The 18130-nt window shown below is 60.7% G+C and carries 14 protein-coding genes and 1 riboswitch; of the genes, 7 read left to right on the top strand and 7 right to left on the bottom strand.

Translation table 11 applies throughout. The features are described from left to right. Nucleotides 1–4: 4 nt before the first annotated feature. Nucleotides 5–538 carry a winged helix DNA-binding protein gene (locus tag M0654_RS07235; RefSeq protein WP_248682485.1) on the bottom strand — a complete coding sequence of 178 codons (534 nt, stop codon included), beginning with the start codon at nucleotides 536–538 and terminating at the stop codon, nucleotides 5–7. Between the two features lie 98 nt (nucleotides 539–636). Between M0654_RS07235 and M0654_RS07230 the strand changes: the two genes are divergently transcribed. Continuing rightward, complete coding sequence (locus M0654_RS07230; protein WP_248682484.1) at nucleotides 637–1443, top strand: aspartate/glutamate racemase family protein; 807 nt, start codon at nucleotides 637–639, stop codon at nucleotides 1441–1443. 19 nt (nucleotides 1444–1462) lie between these two features. On the opposite strand, the gene M0654_RS07225 is transcribed toward M0654_RS07230, so the two are convergent. From M0654_RS07225 to M0654_RS07215, 3 genes are all read right to left on the bottom strand, one after another. Beyond that, nucleotides 1463–2389, bottom strand: coding sequence for an NADP-dependent oxidoreductase (locus M0654_RS07225; protein WP_248682483.1), 927 nt, complete (start codon nucleotides 2387–2389; stop codon nucleotides 1463–1465). Nucleotides 2390–2493: 104 nt separating this feature from the next. Next, the gene (locus M0654_RS07220; protein WP_248682482.1) at nucleotides 2494–3402 is read right to left on the bottom strand and encodes a response regulator transcription factor; all 909 of its coding nucleotides are present in this window, start codon (nucleotides 3400–3402) and stop codon (nucleotides 2494–2496) included. Then, nucleotides 3395–6781, bottom strand: coding sequence for a hybrid sensor histidine kinase/response regulator (locus M0654_RS07215; protein ID WP_248682481.1), 3387 nt, complete (start codon nucleotides 6779–6781; stop codon nucleotides 3395–3397). The genes M0654_RS07220 and M0654_RS07215 overlap by 8 nt, the downstream gene beginning before the upstream one ends. 245 nt (nucleotides 6782–7026) lie before the next feature. Between M0654_RS07215 and urtA the strand changes: the two genes are divergently transcribed. The 6 genes from urtA (at nucleotide 7027) to M0654_RS07185 (ending at nucleotide 14434) form a co-directional block, all read left to right on the top strand. Next, entirely contained in the window at nucleotides 7027–8316 is a 1290-nt protein-coding gene (gene urtA, locus M0654_RS07210; protein WP_248682480.1) for an urea ABC transporter substrate-binding protein, read from the top strand. Between the two features lie 152 nt (nucleotides 8317–8468). Next, on the top strand, nucleotides 8469–10088 hold the full coding sequence (urtB, locus tag M0654_RS07205) for an urea ABC transporter permease subunit UrtB (RefSeq protein ID WP_248682479.1): 1620 nt from the start codon (nucleotides 8469–8471) through the stop codon (nucleotides 10086–10088). After that, nucleotides 10085–11245 carry an urea ABC transporter permease subunit UrtC gene (gene urtC / locus M0654_RS07200; RefSeq protein ID WP_248682478.1) on the top strand — a complete coding sequence of 387 codons (1161 nt, stop codon included), beginning with the start codon at nucleotides 10085–10087 and terminating at the stop codon, nucleotides 11243–11245. Before urtB ends, urtC begins: the two co-directional genes overlap by 4 nt. 4 nt (nucleotides 11246–11249) lie before the next feature. After that, nucleotides 11250–12011, top strand: a complete 762-nt coding sequence (gene urtD / locus M0654_RS07195; protein ID WP_248682477.1) for an urea ABC transporter ATP-binding protein UrtD — start codon at nucleotides 11250–11252, stop codon at nucleotides 12009–12011. 5 nt (nucleotides 12012–12016) lie between these two features. After that, entirely contained in the window at nucleotides 12017–12712 is a 696-nt protein-coding gene (gene urtE, locus M0654_RS07190) for an urea ABC transporter ATP-binding subunit UrtE (RefSeq protein WP_248682476.1), read from the top strand. 96 nt (nucleotides 12713–12808) lie between these two features. Continuing rightward, a complete protein-coding gene (locus M0654_RS07185; RefSeq protein WP_248682475.1) occupies nucleotides 12809–14434 on the top strand; it encodes a thiamine pyrophosphate-dependent enzyme in 1626 nt (541 codons plus the stop codon). Nucleotides 14435–14446: 12 nt separating this feature from the next. Here the strand turns inward: M0654_RS07185 and M0654_RS07180 are convergent, their stop codons facing one another. From M0654_RS07180 to M0654_RS07170, 3 genes are all read right to left on the bottom strand, one after another. Continuing rightward, nucleotides 14447–15445 carry a TRAP transporter substrate-binding protein gene (locus M0654_RS07180; protein WP_248682474.1) on the bottom strand — a complete coding sequence of 333 codons (999 nt, stop codon included), beginning with the start codon at nucleotides 15443–15445 and terminating at the stop codon, nucleotides 14447–14449. Nucleotides 15446–15468: 23 nt separating this feature from the next. After that, a complete protein-coding gene (locus M0654_RS07175; protein ID WP_390919811.1) occupies nucleotides 15469–17184 on the bottom strand; it encodes a TRAP transporter large permease in 1716 nt (571 codons plus the stop codon). 201 nt (nucleotides 17185–17385) lie between these two features. Beyond that, nucleotides 17386–17489, bottom strand: a riboswitch (TPP riboswitch). A 64-nt stretch (nucleotides 17490–17553) separates the two neighbouring features. Further along, nucleotides 17554–18027: a VOC family protein gene (locus M0654_RS07170; RefSeq protein ID WP_248682472.1), complete on the bottom strand. Its 474-nt coding sequence runs from the start codon at nucleotides 18025–18027 to the stop codon at nucleotides 17554–17556. Between the last annotated feature and the right edge of the window lie 103 nt (nucleotides 18028–18130).

The raw sequence follows: 18130 nt of genomic DNA, 5'->3' as shown, positions 1-18130 counted from the left end.
TTGCTCAGGAACGTTCGACTGAATGAGCGCCACTGACGACGCGTCGGGCGGCGGTATCGTAGAAGCTGGTCAGCAGTTCCAGCATCTCGGTCGCGCCGCCAAGTCCCTTCTCAGCCTGGTCCATCTTCTGGATCAGCGAGACAAGCAGGTGCCGGCGCAGCGCGCGGTAATCCTGGGTAAGCTTCGTGCCCTTGCGGCTCGGGGTGTAGAGCGTGTCCTTCCGCGAACGTCCCTTGACGCGTTCGATAAGCTGCAGCGTTTGCAGCTTCTTGATCGCGTACTGGATATTGGCCGTGTCGTCGCGGCCGAGCAGGCGGGAGATTTCGCTCAACCCTTTCGGCTTGTTGCGATAGCGAATCGTGTGCAGGATTGCGGTGTCGAGACCGCTCAGGCCCGCGCCCGCAAGCTCGCTCGAACATTCTGATTGCCAGCGTAGAAAGGCTGCTGAAATGCGCCAAAGGGACCATTCGAATTCAGTCAGCGCCGCTTCCGAAATTTCAACGGAGGCGTCACTCAAGGGTGTCTCGGTCATGGTCATCGGGCTCTCCGGTCGCGGATCTAAGGCGAGAGTAAAGCCTTAAATTCTAATCATGGCGAGCGCAAATTTCGCGCACAAATAGAGCAAACGAGGGGTCAATGCGCATCTTCTGGCAAAGCTTCATCGACGCAACCGCAAGCGCGGCATACATGGCGCGGCTTTCGGAATACCTGAACGCCATTGCCGAGCCTGGCACGACGGTCGATGTCTTCGGCATAAGCCCGCCGGACCGCCATTTCGGGCGCCTTGCCGAATTTCGCTGTGCTGCAATCGCCATCGACAATGGACTGGAGGCTGCCGCGCACGGGTACGATGCCGTCGTGATTGGGCATTTCCAGGACCCGGGCCTCTACGAACTGAAGTCGTCGGTCAAGATTCCCGTCATCGGCACCGGAGAGGTGTGCATGCACTATGCCGCCCGCCTTGGTCGACGGCTGGCGCTTGTCACTCTCGATGATGTATTCCAGGTCTGGCACTACGAGCAGGCGGACCTTTACGGTCTCGGCAGCCGGGTGCGACACGTTGTTGGCATGAACTGCGAACCGTCCGATTTCAGCGCGGCCTTCGCGGGTGATAGCGAGGCGCGCCAGCGGATGCTGGCGGGTTTCACGGCGTGCGCCGAGCCGCTGGTTCGGGATGGAGCCGACGTGGTCGTGCCTGCGGGTGTGCTGCCAGGGCTCTTGGTCGGCGGCGAATACGGCTTCAAGGTGCTGCACGCCCCGGTAATCAACACCGCGGCCGTTACCTTGAAAAGCGCTGAGATGGATGCGCGGCTTCAGAAGATCAACGGCATCGAGGTCAGCCGCGGCCCCTTCTGCTCGCTCGCCAATGAACATGCGGTTGAGGATTTTCGAAACTTTGTCGCCAACGGTCGAGGTGCGCCGCTTTTCCCAAGCGGCACCTGACACCCTCGACGCCCGAGCGTCATATCGTCAGGATCAGCCGTCCGCGCGATACCGCGCCCTTCTCCATGAGCCGGTGCGCCTCGGCAGCTTCCGAGAGCGGTATCGTGCGCGCAACCTGCGGCTTGATCACCCCGGCGCCGGCCAGATCCATCATGGCTTGCAGCGCAACCTTGTCATCGGAGACCATGACGCGTGTTACGGTGACACCGAACTCCGCACCTCGATCGGTGATCGGATCGGCAACCAGCCAAGCCAAGCGTCCGCCACGCTTCAGGACTTGGTATGACCTATCGTGAACCGCGCCGCCCATCAGATCTAAGACCACGTCGTGGTCCTTCAGCAGACCTGAAAAGTCTTCCTCGTCATAGGCGATGACGTGGTCGGCGCCGAGGCTCTTCACATAGTCCCGGTTGGTTGAACGGCAGGTCGACGCCACTTCGGCGCCAAGACGATGGCAGAGTTGGATCAGGAGCCCGCCGACGGCACCGGCGCCGGAATGCACCAGCACCTTCTCGCCCGATTTAACCTCCGCCGTCTGCACCGAAAGCCAGGCGCTCAAGCCCGCATTGGTGAGCGCAACGGCTTCAACCGTCGAAAGCCGTTCCGGGATCTTCACCGCATTCTTTTCGTCAACGGCGATCATTTCGGCGTAGCCACCCTGGGCGAAAACGGAAGCCATGACGGCAACCCGATCACCGACCTGGAACTCGCTGGCGTCCTCACCCACCGCAACGACTGTGCCGCCGCCATCGCGTCCCGGCACGCTCGGCATCGGAAGCGTGAAATGGTTCTGCAGATGGCCGGCGCGCAGCTTCCAGTCGAACGGCGTGACGCTTGCGGCTTCTAGCTTGACGAGGATCTGGCCCGGACCGGCGACCGGATCCGGCAGGTCGACATACTGCATCACGTCTGTCGTGCCGTGCTCGCTATACTGTATGGCCTTCATGCTTCACTCCCCAAGCTTACGACTGCTTTCGCCGAGGCCAGACAGAGAACTGATAACTCAATGACTCGCAAGCCCGATGGAGGATGAGGACGTTCGACTGTGTGTCAGATCGCATGAACAACATGCATCGCACGCACCGCAGCCGAGGCGCGGTTCTCGACGCCGAGCTTCACATAGATCTGCTCGAGGTGCTTGTTCACGGTACGTCCGGAAAGGCCAAGGATATCGCCAATATCGCGGTTGGACTTGCCCTTGGCGATCCACTCGAGAACCTCCGATTCCCGCAGCGTCAGCGCAAAATGCTGTCTAAGAATTTCAGCTGCAGAGCGCTCGCTGGAGCCCGTCACCCGGAGCAGGATTTCGTCAGCACCGATGCTTCCCAGGAAGCTGAATCGCAGAACATTGGCGTCCGGAAGCCTGTAGGACAAAGGCATGTCACTGCCCGGACCACTCCTGTCGAAGCTCTTAAGCCATGCGGAGATCTGCCGGGACAGGTGATCGAGATCGTTCGTCTCAATGAGGCGCGTTGCCTGCGGCGTCGACCACCGGATCGTGCCATCACCCCTCACGGCCAGAAGATGACGGCCCGCAGCATCAAGAGCCACCCGCGCACTCTGTGCCGAGCGGGCGTTGGACAGGTGAACGCGGATGCGCGCCCGCAGTTCATCGATATTGATCGGCTTCGTCAGATAATCAACGCCGCCGGAATCGAGCGCATGGACCACATGTTCGGTATCCGTGAGCCCCGTCATGAAGATGACCGGGACCTGCGGCACGGCGGTGTTCGACTTCAGCTTTCGGCAGGTCGCAAAACCATCCATGCCAGGCATCACCGCATCGAGCAGGATGATGTCCGGGGTGATGCGCTCAACGATGCTCAGCGCTGCTTCGCCGGACGTCGCGATCAGCACGGAAAACCCGGACGCCTCGAGCGCCTCGGTGAGAAAACCCAGCGCGTCGGGGCTGTCGTCCACCAGAAGAACGATATCGCGGGGCAGGGGAAGTTCAGGCATCGCTTGCCCTTTGCATGTCAGTGTCACTCACGAATTTCATGTAACCCGCCAAGTCGAATGCCTTGACGTATGTGCTCGCTTCTTCAGCAAAGGCGCGGGTGTCGTCGCTCTGCGCCAGTTCGTGAAGCTTGGCCTCGATTCCGCGAACATAACCGATCTCACCGAGCCGCAAGAGATCCTGCAGATGGTCCGGCGCGGGCGCCTTTACCGGCAGTCGCGGATCCGTTGCAACCGGAAGCGCCGCGTCACTTTCATAGATCCAGGAGAGCCCGAGATGCACGGCGAGCTTATCGGCGAGCCTGCGAAGATCGACGGGCTTGGCGATCGCATCGTTATGGCCGTCCGTGCCCGGATTGCTCGCCACTCCGTCACCGATATTGGCAGAAAGCATGACGATGGGCGCGGTCTGGCCGAGATCACGTAGCTTTTCCACCAACTGCCACCCGTTCATGCCCGGCATCGAGATGTCGATGAGGAAAAGGTCCGGCGCCACGCCTTCGATCAGCGTCAGGCAGTCTGTCCCGCTGCTTGCCGTCAGCACCACGAAATCCATCGGCACCAGGACCTCGCGCATCAGGTCACGGTGATCCTCGTTGTCATCGACGACAACGATCGTGCGGCGCGGGCCGCTATAGGTGATGATCGTTTTTTCAGGTGCAGGTGCAGTATTGGGCCGTTCAACGGCGGAAAGCATCAGTCGCACCTTAAAGATCGAGCCTTCACCCTTGGTACTGGCAACAGCGATCTCGCCGCCAAGCGTGTTCGTCAGCAGTTGAGTGATCGTGAGGCCTAGCCCGAGCCCGGGCATCGGCCGAATGCTGTCCGCCTCGCCACGCTGGAAAGGCTCGTAGATGCGGCCAAGATCTTTCTCCGCAATCCCGCGGCCAGTGTCCGAGACCGTGAAGGTCGCCACCTGGCTGCGATAAGAGACGTTAAATCGGACTTTGCCTTCGTCGGTGAACTTGATCGCGTTGGACAGCAGGTTCACGAGGATCTGCCTTAAGCGTTTTTCGTCCGTACGGACATATTGGGGCAGGGCCCGGGCGCGTTCGTGCTCAAAGACGAGCCCCTTCGCCTGCGCCTGAAGCCGGAACATTTCAACAATCTGGTCGAGGAAATCCTGGATGTTGATCTCGTTGGAATAAACCTGAAGCCGCCCGGCCTCGATTTTCGAGATATCGAGGAGCCCATCGATCAGACCTGAGAGATGATCGGCCGACCGCTTGATAACCTTGATCGCGGGATGGCGAGGTGCCGGGATCGTTTCGTCACGCTCCAGGATCTGAGCGTAACCCAGGACGGCATTGAGCGGCGTGCGCAACTCGTGAGACAGGCCGACAACGTAGCGGCTCTTGGCGCGGTTTGCGGCCTCGGCTGTTTCCTTGGCTTCCTGCAGGGCCGCATCCGTCTTCTTGTGTGCGGCGATCTCCTTCAACAGAAGCGTGTTCTGGCGCGAAGACTCTTCTTCCGCCACGACGCGGCTGTCATGGGCAAGTACGTAGAACCAGGACACGACGCCCGCGATGATCGCGAAAACGAAAAAGACGATCAGCACCGTGCCGTAGATCACCTCGGCGTTCGCCGGTGTTGCCCGTCCCACCTGGTGGGCGATCATCCCCAGGATTGCCCCAATGAGCGAGATCGACAGGAGCGCGGTCAACCCATAGCGCCCAAGCCGTGTGCGCAACCGCTCCATGACCGTATCTGGCAAGACTGTTCCCGCGATGACGGCCAGTTGATTGTTCAGCCGCGCATGAGGCTTGCACATGTCATGGCAACGGCTGTCGAGTGTGCAGCAGAGCGAACAGATCGGCGCTGCATAAGCCGGGCACCAGGCCATGTCCTCATGCTCGAAGGGATGTTCGCAGATCGAGCAGGTGATCGAGTTGCGCAGCTTCCAGGCCTCGCGCGGCTTGCGGGCGAGGTAAAATTTGCCCTTGGTTGCGAAGGCAATGGCCGGTGAAAGCAGGAATGCGATCAGCGTTACATAAGTGGCAAGCGACGCCATTGTCGGGCCAAACAGCCCGAAATGGGCGGCAAGCGCTACCGAGGCGGAGCCGAACATCGCACCAAGACCGACCGGGTTGATGTCGTAGAGATGCGCCCGCTTGAACTCGATGCCCTCCGGCGACCAACCAAGCGGCTTGTTGATGAACAGGTCCGCCGAGATCGTGCAGAGCCAGGCCATGGCAATGATCGAGAAGATGCCAAGTGTGGCTTCGAGCAAGCGATAGATGCCGAGCTCCATCAACAGCAGCGCGATCGCCACGTTAAAGACGAGCCAGACGACGCGACCCGGGTGACTGTGGGTGAGACGCGAGAAGAAGTTCGACCAGGCGAGCGACCCGGCATAGGCGTTCATCACGTTGATCTTGAGCTGCGAGACCACCACGAAGGCAGCCATCAGCAACAGCGCTGCCGTCTCGTGCGGGATCATGTAGCCGAAGGCTGTGAGATACATATGTGCCGGATCGGCGGCTTCGCGCGCCGGCGTACCGGTTGCAAGCGTCAGCACGGCGAGGAAGGAACCGGCAAGCAGCTTGGGCACCCCGACGACCACCCAACCAGGGCCGGCCAGGAAGACCGAAATCCTGTGCCTCCATTTCTGCACGCCGTTTGGCGGAAGGAAGCGCAGGAAATCGACCTGCTCGCCGATCTGCGGCATCAGCGCAAGGATAACCGCGGAAGCGGCGCCGAACTCAAGGAGATCGAATGGGGCCGCACCCGCCACTTCAGCATTGGAATGGTCTATGCCCGCAAACGCGCGCCAGAGGTCGAACTTTTCCCAGTCGAGGAAGGCGATGAACACGAAGGGCAGGATGTTGAGCACGATCCAGAAAGGCTGCGTGGCAAGCTGGAAACGCGAAATCAACCGAATGCCGTAGATGACGAGCGGGATCACCACCACTGCGCTGATGATATAGCCGATCCAGGGCGGGATGCCGAAAACGAGTTCCAGTGCGCCGGTCATGATCGAGGCTTCGATCGCAAACAGCATGAAGGTGAAGGCGGCGTAGATCAGCGAGGTGATGGTCGAGCCGATATAGCCGAAGCTTGCGCCGCGGGTCAGCAGGTCGATGTCGACGCCATGGCGGATCGCACAACGGCTGATCGGCAGTCCGATGACGAGCATTGCCACGGCAGCAGCGATGATCGCGAAGAACGCATTGGTGGTGCCATAGGAAAGCGTGATTGCTCCCCCAATGGCTTCCAAAGCCAGGAACGAGATTGCGCCAATTGCGGTATGCGAGATACGGTTCGACGAGAATCGACGGGCGCTCTTGGCGGTGAAGCGCAAGGCATAATCTTCCAGCGTCTGGTTTGCCACCCAGCGATTATACTCTCGCCGGACGGGGATGATGCGTTGGCGGGCTGCCATGCCTATATTTTCAGCACCCAAGAGGAACGTCTTTAGATTAAGCAGTCTCTACCGTGGCTCGATGTTTTGCAAGTGGTGAAGCGATGCGCGTGTACCGGGGTTGCCACGTTATGCGAAGCGTTGGTGGGGCGTTTGCCCCCGCGTCATACGTCATTTTGCGTATGTGGTTTTGCACTGCAGCGCACGATAGTCCCCTCAGCAACGGCCAAATTTTCGTTGCACCAACCACAAGAGGGGTCCGCACGATGAAATTTAGCTCCAAACTGGGCGGCGCACTGCTGGCTGCTGCCATGTCCGCCACGGCGCTTTCCGGCGCCTTTGCCGCCGACGATACGATCAAGATCGGCGTCCTGCATTCGCTCTCCGGCACGATGGCGATCTCCGAGACGACGCTCAAGGATGCCATGCTGATGCTCGTCGAGCAGCAGAACGAGAAGGGCGGCGTTCTTGGCAAGAAGCTCGAGGCGGTAGTGGTCGATCCGGCCTCCGACTGGCCGCTGTTTGCCGAAAAGGCCCGCCAGTTGATCTCCCAGGACAAGGTCGCCGCGGTGTTCGGCTGCTGGACGTCGTCATCCCGCAAGTCGGTCCTGCCGGTCTTCGAAGAGCTGAACTCGATCCTCTTCTACCCGGTCCAGTACGAGGGTGAAGAATCCTCGCGCAACATCTTCTACACCGGAGCTGCCCCGAACCAGCAGGCCATCCCTGCTGTCGATTACCTGGCGAACGAAGAAGGCGTTGAGCGCTGGGTGCTGGCGGGCACCGACTACGTTTATCCGCAGACGACCAACAAGATCCTCAAAGCCTACCTGATGTCGAAGGGCGTGGCTGAATCCGACATCATGGTCAACTACACGCCGTTCGGTCATTCCGACTGGCAGACGATCGTTTCCGACATCAAGAAGTTCGGCTCCGCCGGCAAGAAAACGGCCGTCGTTTCCACCATCAACGGCGATGCCAACGTGCCGTTCTACAAGGAACTCGGCAACCAGGGCGTCAAGGCTGAAGACATCCCGGTCGTCGCCTTCTCCGTTGGCGAAGAAGAGCTTGCGGGGCTCGATACCAAGCCGCTCGTCGGGCATCTGGCCGCTTGGAACTACTTCCAGTCTGTCGATTCCGAAGTGAACGCAGAGTTCATCAAGGAGTGGCATGCCTTCACCAAGAACGACAAGCGCGTCACCAACGACCCGATGGAAGCCGCCTATATCGGCTTCAACGCCTGGGTGAAGGCAGTCGAGGCAGCCGGCACCACGGACACCGACGCGGTGCTCGACTCCATCATCGGCGTCTCCGTCCCGAACCTTTCGGGCGGCACCTCGACCGTGATGCCGAACCACCACATCACAAAGCCGGTGCTGATCGGCGAGATCCAGGCCGACGGTCAATTCGAGATCGTGCAGCAGACGCCGTCGGTGGTTGGCGACGAGTGGTCCGACTACCTGCCGGACTCCAAGAACCTGATCTCCGATTGGCGCAAGCCAATGTCGTGCGGCAACTTCAACGTCGACACTGGCAAGTGCGGCGGCAAGGGCAGCTGATCGCGGATCTTCTGGCGGGAGGGGGATGTCCATCCTCCTCTCTCATGCCTGCGCTCACCGCATGGTCCCGCAGCGTCGCATGTGCGAGGCAAAGGGGTCAGTCCGAAAAACCTTCTCTCACTCAGAAGCACCGACCACCGGGAGGCGAGGTTATGAGAATAACAAGCTTGTTCGCAGCATTCTTCGCTCTTCTCCTTGTCTCCCTTGCCGCGCCGTCGTCCGCCCAGCAGCCGGTCGATCCGAAGCCGTTGATCGATCAACTCGCCAAGGCGAACTTCAGCCAAGCGGAGGATCTGATCGGCAAGATGGCGGCGACCGGTGACGCTCGTGTCGTGCCGGTGCTTCAGGCTTTTACGGAGGGGGATCTCTATGTCCGCAAGACAGATAATCTTGTGTTCATCGGAAAGACCGCGGGAAGCGGCTTCGAACTCGTCGAGCCGCTCACCGGTGAGAGCGCCGGCCCGGTAGCCAAGAGTGCCATCACCAAGATCAAGGTCAACAACAGCCTCCGTCGCGCCATCCGCTCTGCCATGGGCGGTCTGACGCTTCTGAGCCCCGACCGTAACGTGCGACTGCAGGCGGCAGATGCCGTAATGCGCTCTCCAAGTTCTGAAAACCTGGAACTCATCGAAGCCGCACTTGCCAAAGAAACAGATGCCGAGGTGAAGGCCCGGATGGAGGAAGCGCGCGCCGTCTCAGTCCTCTCCTCAGATCGGTCCGTCGAGGAGAAACGCGATGCCATCCATACGATCAAGGATCTGGGTGGACGCAACGCGCTGGGCATCCTGAACACGATCTCCGGCAGCATTGATCCAGCACTCACGGCCGATGTGGAAGCCGCCGTCGCAGCGTTGCAAAGCGAGCAGCAGCTCTGGGATATGGCCCAGAATGTCTGGTACGGCCTGTCCCTGGGGTCTGTCCTTCTCCTGGCTGCAATCGGCCTTGCGATCACCTTTGGCGTCATGGGGATCATCAACATGGCCCACGGCGAGATGGTCATGCTCGGAGCCTACTCGACCTTCGTGGTGCAGCAGGTGATACGCGACAGCGCGCCCGCCCTCTTTGAATGGTCGCTGGCAATTGCCTTGCCTGTCGCCTTTCTGGTCACTGGGGCCGTTGGCTTCCTCATTGAACGCGGCGTGATCCGTTTCCTTTATGGACGCCCGCTTGAAACACTTCTCGCCACCTGGGGCGTCTCCCTCATCCTGCAGCAGGCGATCCGCTCGATCTTCGGTCCGACGAACCAGGAGGTCGGCAACCCGTCCTGGATGTCCGGATCGTTCCCGCTCGGCGGCATGACGATCACCTGGAACCGGATGTGGATCATCCTCTTCTCGCTTTCGATCTTCTTTGCGCTTCTCTTCCTGATGAAGAAGTCGGCCTACGGGCTCAACATGCGCGCCGTCACCCAGAACCGCCGCATGGCGTCCTCCATGGGGATCAAAACACCTTGGGTCGATGCGCTCACCTTCGCGCTGGGTTCGGGCATCGCGGGCATCGCGGGCGTCGCACTGTCGCAGATCGACAATGTCTCGCCCAACCTTGGACAGAGCTACATCATCGACAGCTTCATGGTGGTAGTCTTCGGCGGTGTCGGCAACCTCTGGGGTACGCTTGTGGGCGCCCTCTCGCTCGGCGTCCTCAACAAGTTTCTCGAACCATCGGTCGGCGCCGTGCTCGGAAAGATCCTGGTGCTGGTCCTCATCATCCTCTTCATCCAGAAACGTCCGCGCGGCCTCTTCGCGCTCAAGGGAAGGGCGGTGGAAGCATGATCACCAACTTCATTCTGCGTGCGCTGGACGGCAAGATCACCGTTACCGTCGCAATCCTGCTTGCCGTCGCAGCCCTGGTGCCGGCGCTCAATCTCCTGGCCACGCCGGATAGTGCCCTCCACATCCCCACCTATGCTATGTCGCTGATGGGAAAATATCTCTGCTACGCGCTCCTGGCCTTGGCTCTCGACCTCGTCTGGGGTTACTGCGGAATCCTCTCGCTCGGCCACGGCGCCTTCTTCGCCCTCGGCGGTTATGCGATGGGCATGTACCTGATGCGGCAGATCGGCTCGCGCGGCGTTTATGGCAATCCGGAACTGCCGGACTTCATGGTCTTCCTCAACTGGAAGGAACTGCCATGGTTCTGGTACGGCTTCGACTGGTTCCCCTTCGCCATGCTGATGGTGCTTGTCGTGCCCGGTCTGCTCGCCTTCGTGTTTGGCTGGTTCGCTTTCCGCTCCCGCGTCAACGGCGTCTATCTGTCGATCATCACCCAGGCGATGACCTACGCGCTGATGCTTGCCTTCTTCCGCAACGACATGGGGTTCGGCGGGAACAACGGCCTGACTGACTTCAAGGACATCCTCGGCTTCCCGGTCCAGGCTGATGGAACGCGCGCGGTCCTCTTTGCCATGTCGGCGATCATGCTCTCGCTCTGCCTCGTCGTCGCCTCCGCCATCACCCAGTCCAAGTTCGGCAAGGTGCTGGTCGGCGTTCGTGACGCCGAAAGTCGGGTCCGCTTCCTCGGCTTCCGGGTGGAAAACATCAAGCTCTTCACCTTCGTCGTCTCGGCCATGTTTGCGGGAATTGCCGGGGCGCTGTTCGTGCCGCAGGTGGGCATCATCAACCCCGGTGAATTTGCGCCGGCCAACTCGATTGAAGTCGTCGTCTGGACGGCCGTCGGTGGGCGCGGCACGCTGATCGGCCCGATCATCGGTGCGATCCTTGTGAATGCCGGCAAGAGCTTCTTTACCGGCGCATTTCCGGAGATCTGGCTGTTCGCACTGGGCGGGCTGTTCATTGCGGTCACGCTGTTCCTACCCAAGGGTATCGTCGGCACGATCCGGCAGGGCTGGACATCACGAAAGGCTTTGAGAGCTGCAGCGGATCAAGAAAAGGGCAGGGGCACCGCCCTCCTGCCGCAGGCGGCGGAGTAGGATCATGACGACGATTGCCGAGACCCGTACCAAGAGCCTGCTTTATCTCGACAACGTTTCCGTCTCCTTCGACGGCTTCAAGGCATTGAACGCGCTCTCCTTCGTGGTGGAGCCCGGTGAGCTTCGCGCGATTATCGGACCGAATGGCGCCGGCAAGACAACGATGATGGACATCATCACGGGCAAGACGCGTCCGGATACCGGCGCCGTGCTGTTTGAAGATTCAGTCGACCTCACCAAGAAGGACGAGGCTGACATCGCCCAGTTAGGTATCGGGCGAAAGTTTCAGAAGCCGACGGTCTTCGAAAGCCATACGGTCTGGGACAACCTTGAACTGGCGCTCAACCGCAAGCGCGGCGTCTTCGCCACCCTCTTCTACACGCTCACACCGGAAGACCGAAAGCGGATCGAGGAAATCCTGACCACCATCCGCCTCACCCACCGCAAGGACGAACTCGCCGCCAACCTGTCGCACGGCCAGAAGCAGTGGCTGGAGATCGGCATGTTGCTCGCACAGGAGCCAAAGCTTCTGCTGGTGGACGAGCCGGTCGCTGGCATGACGGACGCGGAAACGGCAGAAACCGCGATCCTGCTGAAGGAAATTGCCAAGACGCGATCCGTCGTCGTCGTTGAACATGACATGGGCTTCATCCGGGACCTTGGGGTGAAGGTGACCTGCCTCGCCGAAGGCTCCGTGCTTGCCGAGGGCTCGATCGACTTCGTGTCGAGCGAGCCGAAGGTGATCGAGAATTATCTGGGGCGGTAAGAACGATGCTGACAGTCAACAATGTCAATCTTCATTACGGTGCGGCCCAGGCCCTGCGTGGCGTTTCCCTCACCGCGGACATGGGCAAGATCACCTGCGTGCTGGGCCGCAACGGGGTGGGCAAGAGCTCGCTCCTGCGCGCGATCACCGGGCAGCATGCCGTTTCATCAGGAACCGTCAGCTTTCAGAACGAAGTGCTGAACGGCCTTCCTCCTTACGCCCGCGCGAGGCAAGGTATCGGTTATGTGCCGCAAGGGCGGGAGATTTTTCCGCTTCTCACCGTGCAGGAAAATCTGCAAAGCGGTTACGCACCGCTTGCCCGCAAGGACAGATTCATTCCAGACGAGATCTTCTCACTTTTCCCAGTGCTGAAATCCATACTCGGGCGACGCGGGGGCGATCTTTCTGGCGGGCAGCAGCAACAGCTTGCCATTGGGCGCGCTATGGTCACGCGGCCCAAGATCCTGGTGCTGGACGAGCCGACGGAAGGCATCCAGCCGTCGATCATCAAGGATATCGGCCGCGCCATCCGCTATCTCCGGGACTCGACCGGCATGGCAATCCTGCTCGTGGAACAGTACCTCGACTTCTGCCGGGAACTCGCCGACCAGGTTTACATCATGGATCGCGGCGAAATCGTGCATGAAGGTCCGGCCGAGACGCTGGATACGCCGGAAGCGAGGCGACACCTCACTGTCTAGCGCATCAAGAGACAACCATGCCCACTGCGCGGCCTTGATGGGCCGTGACGTGATCGATAGGACTCGGAGTCGCGACGAACATGGGGAGGGTGCCGTATGCCGAAAATGACGACCGGGGAGATCATCACGCAATCGCTCGTCGCGAACGGGGTGGATACGGTCTTCGGCATACCCGGCGCGCATATGTACGACCTCGTCGACGCCATGGCGCGCGAAAGCCGCATCCGGTTCATTCATACCCGCCACGAACAGGGTGCAGGCTACATGGCCTACGGTTACGCCAAGGCGACCGGCAGGACAGGTGTCTATACTGTGGTTCCGGGCCCGGGCTTCCTGAATTCGGGCGCCGCCATCTGCACCGCCTATGGCGCCAACGCGCCGGTTCTCTGCCTCACCGGCAATATCATGTCCCACCTGATCGGGCAGGGTAGGGGACAGTTACACGAGCTGCCCGATCATCTCGGCACGATGCGCGGTCTGACGAAATGGGCCGAGCGGATCAATCATCCCACCGAGGCCGGCGAAATCATGCGCCAGGCATTTTCCCAGATGCATTCGGGGCGTCCTCGGCCGGTCGCGATCGAGGCGCCCTGGGACGTATTCGGCATGGCATCTGAAGTTCCGACTCCTGAAGCGGCAACGTCGCTGCCGGCACCACAGATCGATGCAGAACTCATCGAGAAAGCCGCGACCATGATCGCGGCTGCAAAGAACCCGATGATCATGATCGGGTCGGGCGCAGTTGATGCCGGTGATGAGGTGCTGGCACTTGCGAAGCTTCTCCAGGCACCCGTGACCGCACATCGCAACGGCAAGGGCATCGTCAGCGATGACGAAGATCTTGCGATGATGGCGCATGCAGCATGGCGTTTCTGGCCGCAATGCGATCTCCTGATTGGCGTCGGCAGCCGGCTCGAGCTGCAATATTTCCGCTGGCGCTGGCTTCCGCCGGGCTTGAAGGTTCTGCGCCTCGACATTGATCCGACCGAAATGGTGCGGCTGAAGCCGGATCTCGGGCTGGTGGCGGACGCCAAGGCTGGCGTCGCTGCTCTCGTTGACGCGCTCCAAGACAAGGTCGGGCAACGACCTTCTCGCGTTGGGGAATATCGGCAACTGAAGGCGGAAGCCGCAGAAGCCCTGAGGAGCGTGCAGCCCCAGGAGGAATATCTTCGGGTGATCCGCAAGGTTCTGCCGCGCGATGGGTTCTTCGTGGAGGAGGTCTCGCAGGTTGGTTTTACCGCGCGAATGTGTTTCCCCGTCTATGCGCCGCGACAATATGTAACCTGCGGCTACCAGGATAATCTTGGTTTCGGATTCAATACCTCGCTGGGCGTCAAGGTGGCGCATCCGGACAAGGCTGTCGTCTCGATCTCCGGCGACGGGGGCTTCCTGTTCGGCGTGCAGGAACTGGCAACGGCGCGCCAGTTCGGCATCAACGTCGTGTCGATCGTCTTCAACAACAACGCCTATGGCAACGTGCGGCGCGACCAGCAGCAGGTCTATGGCAACCGGCTGATCGGGTCTGATCTGGTGAACCCGGATTTTGTCGCGCTGGCGCAGAGTTTTGGTGTTCTCGGGATGCGGGCAACTACTCCGTCGGAACTGGAAGTGGCGCTCACCAAGGCTCTCGCGGCGGACGCCCCGGTGGTGATCGAAGTGCCGGTGCCGACTGGCTCCGATACCTCACCCTGGCCGTTCTACCACCCGGCCGCACCGGCGTAAGCGCGACGAGGTTCACGTGATCTGCTGGACGGACTCGATGAGCGGCATTCCGCCCACCGTCTCGGCAAATCTTTCCCAGGTTCCGCGGGCGCCTTTTCGCCACTCGTCGGGGGTCTCCGGTGCAACGATCTTGCCGCCGTGGCCAAGTGCCTGTTCAACTGATTTCGCCTCATCTTCCGCCATCAGCCGGTCGAAATATCGCGCGCCTTCGCGTGACGCGTCCCCAAGGACCGTCCTCTGCTCGCCGGTCAGTTGCTTCCAGAAAGGCGCGGCGTAGAAAATGACACCAGAGGCCCAGATGTGCCCGGTCTCCGTCATGTATGGCACCACTTCATAAAGCTTGAAGCCGGCATAGGCGGATTTGGTCAGGTCCATCGCGTCGGCAACGCCACTGGAGAGAGCGTTGTAGGTTTCCGGAATGGGAATGCCGACCGGGGTCGTGCCGAATGCACTCCAGAGCGTTGTATGCAACGGGCTCTGGATGACCCGGATCTTCTTGCCAGCAAGTTGTTCGGGCCGTGTCACAGGCTCCTTGGTCAGAAGATGGCGTGCACCGTAGTTGATGAAGTCGCCGACAACAAATCCCTGCGCTGCGAGCCTGTGCTTCAGATCATGGCCCAACTGGCCATCAACCGTCTTGCGAACATGGTCTGCATCGCGGAACAGGAAGGGCAGGTCGAGAATCTGCAGTTCCGGCAGCCAGCCGGAGAGCGACGAGACGGTGGAAAGGCTCGCCTGGATCGAACCCAGCCGCGTGCCTTCCAGGACTTCCTTCTCGCCGCCAAGTGCGCTGTTCTTCACAACGTTGAATCGAAACTCGCCGGGCAGCTTGCTCTCGACAAGGTCGCGGATCTTCAGCCACACCAGCGTTTCCGGCTTGTCTTCACCCAGCAGCGACGCGATGGTTATCGTCTTGGCCCGGGTCGATGCGCGGACCAGATTGGGTGCCGCAAGTGCCACGGCCGCAGTTGCCGTTGCTGTCAGAAGCCGGCGGCGTTTGAGCTTGATCATGATCAGTCCCCGAGATTGATGCGTTAGAAGATTAGCGTCCAGGCGCAGAGCAGCGCGAGCGAGATGAGCAAGGCGAAAAGGTAAGGCAGGACGTTGCGAAAAAGGGCCGTGGCCGGCACGCCCGTGACGCCGCTCACGACAAACACCAGCATGCCGAGCGGCGGCGTCAGCCCGTGGATCATCAGGTTCACCACCAGGATCACGCCGAAATGTATAGGATCGATACCCGCGGAAACCGCCGACGGAAGCAGGATCGGGCCGAACAGGAGAATCGCTGCTCCGATATCCAGCACCAGCCCAACCAGCAGCAGAATGAGGTTGGAAAGCAGAATGACGGCGAACGCACTCCCACCGAGCAGCGATACGAAGTCGCTGACGAGGCTGGCCACATCGTCCACAGCCAAAAGGAAAGCGAACGGTCCCGCCGTGCCGATCAGGAGCCCGATTGCTGCAGCCTCCCGCGCCGCCTGGACAAAGGCGCCGAAGATCGCGCTTCCCGCAAGTTTTGCGCGGATGGCAAGGCATAGGGTATAGAATGCAGCAAGTGCTGCAGCCTCCGTGGTCGTGACAATCCCGAAGCGAATGCCGAGCACCACGATCAGTCCCAAGCCGAATGCGGGCAAAGCGGCGATCGCCGCGCGCCGTCGCTCCCCGCTCGTCGCAGCGGGCATGCGCGGCTGCCGACGCACCGTGAGGTGGATCGCCACCGCAAGGCATACGGCCATGAACAAGCCTGCGAGCAGCCCTTCCAGCAACAATGCCCCGACGCAAAAATTTGTTGCTGCCGCAAGGATCAAGAAGGCAATCGAGGGCGGAATGATGTTGTCGAGGACGGACGTTGCGGCAATGATGGCACCGGCCCGGGCGGGCGGATAACCGTGCTTCACCAACTGCGGCTGGAAGGTCGAGGCACCGAAGGCGGCATTGGCAACAGACGAGCCTGATGCGCCTGAAAATAAAACGCTCGTCAGCAATGTCGTTTGTGCCAGGCCTCCGCGGCGATGTCCGACCATGGAGGCAGCGAACGTAGCCAGATGACTGGCGACGCTCGACACCGTCAACAGGCTGCCGACTAGCAGGAAGAAGGGGATGGCCAGCAACAGGAATTTTGACATCGACGCCACGGCGGTAGAGACGATCGCTGGCTCCGGCAGTGGGCTTCCGAACGCGGTTGCGACATAGGCGGCGGCGAGGAAGGCGTGGGCGAGCGGCGCCGCGAGCAACATACCCAGTGCTGCCGTCGCGGCCAGGAAGATGCTCGCCGGCAGTTCGGTGTCGATCCCGGCCCTCTGAGTGATCGCGTACACGGCGACGCCAATCGAGGTTGAAACCAGCAGCCGTGTCAGTTGGCCGTCCGCTGCACGCCTGAGGGTGAGGACGATGACGACCAGTCCACCGCCGACGGCGAGGAACGCAAAACGTATCCATTCCGGAAGCCCGAGCGTCAGCGAAAAACCACCCAGCATGGAAATGATCTCATGTCCCCCAGAGATCAAAAGCAATGCAGCGCAGATGGAGAAGACGTCAGCCAACATCTGTGCGACGGTGTCCAACCCCTTGGGCAAGAGACGGGTGAACACATCAAGCCGCATTGCCAGGGGTCCGTTCAAGGCAATGGGCGCACCAAGTCCGATCAGGGCGACATGCAGCCAGATTGCCGCGTCTTCTGCGCCGATGATGCCGGTGTGGAAAAAATAGCGCAGGACGACATTGATCGTCACCAAGGCGAGCAAAGCCATCAGAATGACCGCGGCAACGGTCGCGAGACCGGCCTCGACGAAGCCAAGAACCCGATCCGCCGCTCGTGCAAGCGAAACGTCGCTTCCTCGGCTTGCTCCGGGGCGGGAGCGGGTCGCTGCATTTGGCCACATCAGATGGTCTCCGAACCCAGGTGTTCACGGAGATCCAGGTGAAGCGAGAAGAGAAAGTGCCGTCGCGAAAGGTGACGCCGTTTCCGTTCCTACGCCGGTATGACCCGGATCAGGTTCAAGGGTCCGGCTCACCGCCATCTCAGCATCGTTGCGATGCCCCCCTCGGAATAGCGCGAAGATGCAGAAACATCTTCAGCGTGTCAACGCTCTAGCGTCACCGCGTTAAAGGCTTCTGTTTCAGCCTCGGCGTGCCGCTTCGATCGTGGCAACATCGATCTTCTTCATCGTCATCATGGCGTCAAAGGCGCGTTTTGCCTCGGCGCCGCCGACAGCCAGAGCGTCAGTGAGGACACGCGGTGTGATCTGCCAGGAGATACCCCATTTGTCCTTGCACCATCCGCATTCGCTCTCCTGCCCGCCATTGCCGACGATGGCGTTCCAGTAACGATCGGTTTCTTCCTGGTCTTCGGTCGAGATCTGGAATGAAAAGGCTTCGCTGTGCTTGAAGATCGGGCCGCCGTTCAAGCCGATGCATGCCACACCCGCGACACGGAACTCGACGACCAGAACATCACCCTCCCGGCCGTCAGGATAATCGCTCGGTGCACGGATGATTGACGTCACTTCGCTGTCCGGAAAGACGGTTGCGTAGAAGCGGGCTGCCTCTTCCGCATCATGATTGTACCAGAGGCAAATCGTGTTCTTCGTCATCATGCTCTCCCTTGGTTGGCGCTGCACCTCTGCAGCTCACGTCAGGATGACGTTGATGCCGGGGACGATCCTACACCGTCGCTCCCGATTTTATTTGACCGCG

It is taken from the genome of Neorhizobium turbinariae (assembly GCF_023223505.1).
Classification (GTDB): Bacteria; Pseudomonadota; Alphaproteobacteria; order Rhizobiales; family Rhizobiaceae; genus Neorhizobium; species Neorhizobium turbinariae.
Note: the sequence above shows the minus strand (reverse complement) of the source record. Positions and strands in the feature narration are given on the sequence as shown.

Excerpts from the sequence above, each read along its gene's own strand:
- M0654_RS07235 (WP_248682485.1), bottom strand. The coding sequence starts at position 538 with ATGACCATGACCGAGACACCCTTGAGTGACGCCTCCGTTGAAATTTCG.
- M0654_RS07230 (WP_248682484.1), top strand. The coding sequence starts at position 637 with ATGCGCATCTTCTGGCAAAGCTTCATCGACGCAACCGCAAGCGCGGCA.
- M0654_RS07225 (WP_248682483.1), bottom strand. The coding sequence starts at position 2,389 with ATGAAGGCCATACAGTATAGCGAGCACGGCACGACAGACGTGATGCAG.
- M0654_RS07220 (WP_248682482.1), bottom strand. The coding sequence starts at position 3,402 with ATGCCTGAACTTCCCCTGCCCCGCGATATCGTTCTTCTGGTGGACGAC.
- M0654_RS07215 (WP_248682481.1), bottom strand. The coding sequence starts at position 6,781 with ATGGCAGCCCGCCAACGCATCATCCCCGTCCGGCGAGAGTATAATCGC.
- urtA (WP_248682480.1), top strand. The coding sequence starts at position 7,027 with ATGAAATTTAGCTCCAAACTGGGCGGCGCACTGCTGGCTGCTGCCATG.
- urtB (WP_248682479.1), top strand. The coding sequence starts at position 8,469 with ATGAGAATAACAAGCTTGTTCGCAGCATTCTTCGCTCTTCTCCTTGTC.
- urtC (WP_248682478.1), top strand. The coding sequence starts at position 10,085 with ATGATCACCAACTTCATTCTGCGTGCGCTGGACGGCAAGATCACCGTT.
- urtD (WP_248682477.1), top strand. The coding sequence starts at position 11,250 with ATGACGACGATTGCCGAGACCCGTACCAAGAGCCTGCTTTATCTCGAC.
- urtE (WP_248682476.1), top strand. The coding sequence starts at position 12,017 with ATGCTGACAGTCAACAATGTCAATCTTCATTACGGTGCGGCCCAGGCC.
- M0654_RS07185 (WP_248682475.1), top strand. The coding sequence starts at position 12,809 with ATGCCGAAAATGACGACCGGGGAGATCATCACGCAATCGCTCGTCGCG.
- M0654_RS07180 (WP_248682474.1), bottom strand. The coding sequence starts at position 15,445 with ATGATCAAGCTCAAACGCCGCCGGCTTCTGACAGCAACGGCAACTGCG.
- M0654_RS07175 (WP_390919811.1), bottom strand. The coding sequence starts at position 17,184 with ATGGCTTTGCTCGCCTTGGTGACGATCAATGTCGTCCTGCGCTATTTT.
- M0654_RS07170 (WP_248682472.1), bottom strand. The coding sequence starts at position 18,027 with ATGACGAAGAACACGATTTGCCTCTGGTACAATCATGATGCGGAAGAG.